The organism is Marinomonas foliarum (assembly GCF_003337275.1).
GTDB classification, from domain to species: Bacteria; Pseudomonadota; Gammaproteobacteria; order Pseudomonadales; family Marinomonadaceae; genus Marinomonas; species Marinomonas foliarum.
In genome coordinates this window covers 21980-28379 of record NZ_QPJQ01000048.1, presented here as the reverse complement: position 1 = coordinate 28379, position 6400 = coordinate 21980, and the positions used below count along the sequence as shown (strand labels likewise).

Annotated in this window: 6 protein-coding genes; 1 reads left to right on the top strand and 5 read right to left on the bottom strand. The window is 42.1% G+C overall.

All coding sequences use genetic code 11. The features are described from left to right. Positions 1–156 precede the first annotated feature (156 nt). The 5 genes from cysS to DFP77_RS18270 all read right to left on the bottom strand — a co-directional run bounded on the left by cysS (position 157) and on the right by DFP77_RS18270 (position 5369). Positions 157–1539: a cysteine--tRNA ligase gene (gene cysS / locus DFP77_RS18290; protein WP_114413642.1), complete on the bottom strand. Its 1383-nt coding sequence runs from the start codon at positions 1537–1539 to the stop codon at positions 157–159. A gap of 4 nt (positions 1540–1543) precedes the next feature. Next, positions 1544–3217, bottom strand: coding sequence for a glutamine--tRNA ligase/YqeY domain fusion protein (locus tag DFP77_RS18285; RefSeq protein ID WP_114413641.1), 1674 nt, complete (start codon positions 3215–3217; stop codon positions 1544–1546). A gap of 111 nt (positions 3218–3328) precedes the next feature. Beyond that, positions 3329–3658, bottom strand: coding sequence for an AzlD domain-containing protein (locus DFP77_RS18280; RefSeq protein WP_114413640.1), 330 nt, complete (start codon positions 3656–3658; stop codon positions 3329–3331). Next, positions 3655–4389 (bottom strand): AzlC family ABC transporter permease, encoded by a 735-nt coding sequence (locus tag DFP77_RS18275; protein WP_114413639.1) that lies wholly within the window; start codon positions 4387–4389, stop codon positions 3655–3657. Before DFP77_RS18275 ends, DFP77_RS18280 begins: the two co-directional genes overlap by 4 nt. Further along, positions 4386–5369, bottom strand: a complete 984-nt coding sequence (locus DFP77_RS18270) for a bifunctional helix-turn-helix transcriptional regulator/GNAT family N-acetyltransferase (protein ID WP_114413638.1) — start codon at positions 5367–5369, stop codon at positions 4386–4388. The genes DFP77_RS18275 and DFP77_RS18270 overlap by 4 nt, the downstream gene beginning before the upstream one ends. A 224-nt stretch (positions 5370–5593) precedes the next feature. On the opposite strand from DFP77_RS18270, the gene queC reads away from it, so the two are divergent. After that, complete coding sequence (queC, locus tag DFP77_RS18265) at positions 5594–6253, top strand: 7-cyano-7-deazaguanine synthase QueC (protein WP_114413643.1); 660 nt, start codon at positions 5594–5596, stop codon at positions 6251–6253. Positions 6254–6400: the final 147 nt, after the last annotated feature.

Here is a 6400-nt window from a genome sequence, read left to right as displayed (position 1 = left end):
CATTGAATAGTCACGCTGTGTGCGCTTAATACACTTGATACCTGATGTCGCCATAAAGAAGTCCTCTTTATGTCAACGTATTTTAGGATGGGACACACACAATAAAAAAGGCGATGCTTTATAACATCGCCTTTTTCGTTTGCATCGCAGAGTATATTAACTTCTTGTCCAGGTTGTTCCTTCACGGCTATCAAGCAGTTCAATGCCTTGGCTAGCTAATTCGTCTCGAATCTCATCACTACGTGCAAAGTTTTTGTCTTTACGGGCCTGCGTTCTTTCGTCGATCAAGGCCTGTATTGCAGATTCATCCAGCCCCTCAGAAACAGTACTGTTTTGTAAAAAGTACTCAGGATCTTGATAAAGCAAACCTAACAACTCGGCTAAGAATCGTAATTCAGCAGCTAACGCAGAAGCTTTATTCACATCTTCTGTTTTGGCTTTATTTAGCTCGCGCACAAGTTCAAACAAAACAGAAACAGCAACAGCTGTGTTGAAATCGTCTTTCATCGCCTCTTCGAAGCGCTCAGTGAAGTCCGTTGGCTCATACAACTCAGCAACTGGCTGCTGACGCAAAGCGGTATACAAGCGCTCTAGAGCAACCTTAGCCTCTGACAAGCTTTGATCGGAGTAATCAATCGCACTGCGATATTGGCTTGAAACCATCAAGTAGCGAACCACTTCAGGATTAAACTTGGCCAATACATCACGTACCGTAAAAAAATTACCCAAGGATTTGGACATCTTTTCATTGTTAACTCGAACTGCACCACAGTGCATCCAATAGTTAACATAATCCTTGCCGGTTGCTGCTTCAGATTGAGCGATTTCGTTTTCATGGTGTGGAAATTTAAGGTCAGGACCGCCACCATGAATATCAAAATGACTACCAAGACAATTCGTCGACATAGCAGAACATTCAATGTGCCAACCAGGTCGGCCATCACCCCATGGAGAAGCCCAAGAAACCTCACCCGATTTTGCCTGCTTCCACAAAACAAAGTCTGCAGGGTGCTCTTTGGCCACTTCAACATCGATACGCGCACCAGCCAACATATCTTCAAGCTTACGGTTGTTTAATTTACCATAATCTTTGAATTTAGTTGCTCGGTAATAAACATCACCGGAAGTGCCCTGATATGCAAACCCTTTATCAATAAGGATTTGCACCATATCGATAATTTCTTGCATGAACTCAGTGGCTTTTGGTTCACGGTCCGGCATTTTATTACCAAGACGTAACTCGTCTTCGCGTTGTGCTGCGATCATGCGCTCAGTCAAAGACTGAGTTGATTCATTATTTTCCTCAGCGCGCTTAATGATCTTGTCGTCAACATCGGTAATGTTACGAACGTAGTTAAGCTCGTAACCTAGGTGACGAATAAAACGCGAAATAATATCAAAGGAAATCATCGCACGCGCATGACCAATGTGGCAGAAGTCGTATACCGTGTTACCACAGACATACATGCCTACTTTGCCTTCTTCGATTGGTTTGAAAATTTCTTTCTTCCCACTTAGGGTGTTGTAAACCTTCAACATGCGCTTAATTTCCTTTCGCTTCGATTTTCGCCCAAGAATCACGTAGTGTCACAGTACGGTTGAATACCATACCGTCTTCTTTTAAATCGCGGCAGAAGTAGCCTTCACGCTCAAACTGGAAACCTTGACCTTTGTCAGATTTCATCAAGGAAGGCTCAACTTTAGCATTGCTTAATACAGTCAAAGACTCTGGATTAATAAAGTCCAAGAAAGTTTTATCTTCATAGTTTGCATCAGGCGCTTCATTTACGAACAAACGATCATAAAGATTCACTGTTGCGTCTACCGCGTGTTTCGCACTTACCCAATGTATAACGCCTTTTGGCTTATAACCTTCTGGGTTAACACCAAGGGTATTTTCATCATAACGACAAAGTAGCTCGACAACTTCTCCGGCATCGTTTTTAATCGCTTCATCGCAAGTAATCACGTAACCACCACGTAAACGAACCGCACCATCAAGTGTCAAACGCTTCCACTTACGAGGAGGCACTTCAGCAAAATCCGCAGCGTCAATGTATAGCTCTTTGCTAAATGGTACTTCACGCGTGCCCGCCTCTTCATTCTTCGGATGGTTACCAACAGTGAATATCTCTTCTTTGTCTACTGGGTAATTGGTCAAGGTCACCTTAATAGGATTTAGCACAACCATGGCGCGATTTGCACTTGCATCCAAATCTTCACGAATTGCGTGCTCTAGCATACCGACATCCACAACACTGTCAGACTTAGTCACACCAATACGCTCACAAAAGTTACGGATAGACAATGAGGTATAACCACGACGACGCAAGCCGGAAATGGTTGGCATACGAGGATCATCCCAACCATGGACATGCTTTTCATCCACTAGCTGTTTTAGCTTACGTTTACTGGTCACCGTGTAATTCAAGTTCAAACGAGCAAACTCAATTTGCTGCGGATGAGCAGTCTTTAGTGTATCCAACACCCAATCGTACAATGGACGGTGATCTTGGAATTCTAATGTACATACAGAGTGAGTAATGTTTTCCAACGCATCAGACAAGCAATGAGTGAAGTCATACATTGGATAGACACACCATTTGTCACCTGTTTGGTGGTGATGTACGTGACGAACGCGATAGATTATAGGATCACGCATATTGATGTTTGGGCTCGCCATATCAATTTTGGCACGTAAAACAACTTCACCATCTTTGTACTTGCCGTTTTTCATGTCCATAAAAATGGCCATATTTTCTTCAACGGTTCGATCGCGGAAAGGACTATTCTTACCAGGCTCTTTTAACGTGCCACGGTATTCGCGCATTTGCTCAGCATTTAATTCACAGACATACGCTTTACCGGCTTGAATAAGCTGTACCGCAAAATCGAATAACTGATCAAAATAGTCAGAAGCGAACTTAGGTTCATCTTTCCACTCAAACCCTAGCCACTCAACATCTTTCTTGATCGATTCAATGTATTCAACACTTTCCTTCTCTGGGTTAGTGTCATCGAAACGTAGATTACATTGACCGTTGTAACGCTGTGCTAAGCCAAAATTAAGGCAAATAGATTTAGCATGACCAATGTGTAAGTAGCCATTTGGCTCAGGTGGGAAGCGTGTAAGTACCTTACCGCCATGCTTGCCTGATTCGTTATCTTTATCAATGATTTGGGTAATGAAATTACCTGGTTTAGACGTTTCTGACATGTTTGATGTAAGTCCCGATAAGTGTTGATCTAACAATATTGTTACTTTGACCAGCAAGTATATAGTATTTAGGTTTCCATGGGATATTGGGCAGAAAATCTTTTCTCTTTTTTATAAAGAAAACCCATATTTCGCTACAAAGAAAACCAAAACACCTACGAGAATCGTTAGTAATTGATGCTGACGCCAAATACCCACAACGAAGGCCGCAAACGCACCAAGCAACCAAGGGTTGGACAGAGACAAATCCATATGTTGATTTGGCATTAGGGTCATCGGAGTAATAATGGCTGTAAGAACGGCAACGGGTACAAATTTAAGTGCTTTTTCAATAAAAGCGGGCATGACGACTTTATCTGCTCTAGCAAACAGCGCAAACCGCACACCAAAGGTGACAGCAAACATACCTATGATAATTAAAACGCTTTGCCACAAATTCATTTGCTCACCTCTTGCATACTGGTTTCTGATTTTGAAATCGTTTTATTAGAAGAATCACTCACAAATCCCATTGCCACGCCAATTACCGCAGATACAAGAAGTCCCAAGTTATTAGGCAATCCAGATAGAACAATCGAAGACACTCCTGCACTTAACAAACACAACCAAAATGCCTTGTGTTTTAAATATGGCGTAATGATGCCAATAAAGGTCGCCACCATTGCGAACTCTAACCCCCAGTCACTCATACCTGGTATTAGTTCACCGGACAGAACGCCTAAAACGGTTGTCACATTCCACATGATATAAAACGAGAGAAACGAACCGAGGTAGGCTTTGTGTCCATTATTTTCATCCGCCGAGCCCACTTCATACATAGGACGGACCGCCGCATAGGTTTCATCTGTTAAACCAAACCCCATAATCACACGCATGGGCATTGGCAAATGCTTCACAAACTTCACCAAATCCGCGGCGTATAAAAGATGACGAAGATTAACAATAAAGGTGGTCGAAACAATTACCCATATAGGCGCATGTAAGGCGATCAAACCCAGCGCAACAAACTGCGCTGAGCCCGCGAAAACAAAAGCCGACATAGCAACAGCAAACCAGGGACTCAACCCATAACTCGATGCTAATGAACCAAACAGCAAACCAAAAGGAATGCCACCAATAATCATAGGTATGGAGGCTACAGCTCCTCGACGCATATGTTGCATTGTATTCATGAAGGATCTCGATCCGTTTTCAATATTAATGACTTTTCCATGTAAACATCCGCTCTTGCGTACAAAGAAGGAGTGGGAAATTCTTTCTCAACAAAACCATTTTTATCATAAAGGCGCCTAGCCAATTTCAGGCATGACGCTGTTTCTAGCGATAACAACGAAAAGCCTTGTTGATGAGCAAATGCAATGGCTGTAGAAAGCAGAGCTTGAGCCACCCCACCTCCTTGAGCGTGCTCAGCAACTGATAGTTTAAACACTTCGCCTTTGTTGTGATTCAAAGAATCGTTTTCCAAAGGGACAAAAGCAATCGTTCCAACAACAGAATCAAGTGTTTTCGTTTTACGAACCGCCACCCAAACCACGCCACCTTTCTGAATAATTTCTTGCTGCGGGTTACTCAATATCTTTCGATCTTTATCGTCAATTTGATCTGGAAAATAACGTTCTAGCCACGCCATATTAAGATCATAAAAGGCTTTTTCGTGTTGAGTCTCTAGTAAGACAATATCAATAGGCCCTAAACGGTCCAGCACTTTATCCGCCAAACTCCCACTTAACACCTCTGATTCCAAAATTGACAAAGCATCCATAAAGTTTTCACTCGAATAAACCGTCATTTTTTCAAGGATAATTTTCATTTCTTGTAGAACCGGCTCTACCCGCTGCATAGCGCTTAAGCCAAGTTCAGAAAGCTGCAAGGAAGACCTTCGCTGATCTTGCTCATCAACTGTTTTTTCTAAGAGGCTTTCTTTGATCATCTTAGTGGTTTGCTTGCTCACCGCTGGGTGACTTAGATGCAACCTATCCGCAATTTCCATCACAGATAAGCTTCCGGTTTTCTGCAACAACCTAAGGATCGGAAAGTATGTTGCCGAAATAGGGATCTCACATTGAGAATAAATTTCTTGTACTTGAATAAACAAATGATCACTTAACCGCTTTAGCCGACTTCCAAGCGTCAATACTCCAAACTGCTCCATCGATCTTCCAAATCATAATTATGAATAAGCAAAAGCTACCATAAAATAGGTAACCAGTTACGCAAATTAAAATATCTTAAATTTTTCACCGTTACAAGCTTTGTTTTACCTTGGATTTCTAGTTGGAACGTTTGGCTATCTGCTATACTCCGCGTTTTTCAACCCTCGCCTTAATAGAGCCACTGTTACCACTTTTATTAAGGCTAATTTAGAGGAACCAAATGATGTCTGAAAAAGCCGTCGTTGTGTATTCAGGGGGAATGGATTCATTTACCGTTCTGAATACAGCAATTGAAAACGGACTGGATGTTTATGCTTTATCCTTTAACTACGGACAAAAGCACAGCAAAGAATTAGATGTTGCTACCAAGGTTTGCCAAGCCTTAAATATCCCCCACAAAGTCGTCGATATCACAGCAATTAATAGCTTGATGGCGAACTCTTCTCTTACTAGTGATGCTGACATCCCCGAAGGCCACTACGAAGATGACAATATGAAGTCTACTGTAGTACCGAATCGCAACATGGTTTTACTTTCCATGGCCATTGCGTACGCCGTTTCATTAGAAGCTGGAAAAGTCTATTACGGTGCGCACTCTGGAGATCATCATATCTATCCAGATTGCCGTCCAGAATTTGTTGAAGCCATGAATGCTGTGTCTAAGATTGCCAACTATCAATCGGTTGAAATTGTCACACCGTTTTTACATGCCTCAAAAGGTGAGATTTTAAAAGTCGGTTTGGATATGAAGCTTGATTATGCCAACACTTGGACTTGTTACAACGGTCGCGAAAAATCGTGTGGTAAGTGTGGAGCCTGTTGTGAACGCTTAGAAGCCTTTGCAGAGCAAGGTAAAAAAGACCCACTGGATTACGAAGCTTAAACAAGAAGTTAGACAAAGAATTACCCCTGATTTTAGTGTGCTTGTTTTAAGGCTTGTCGGCTTTTGTTCCACAAATGACCGATGTAGCCATTAAATTATCAACTAAAGTTATCACCCTTACCTCGACTGTTTTTCGAGATGTAATAG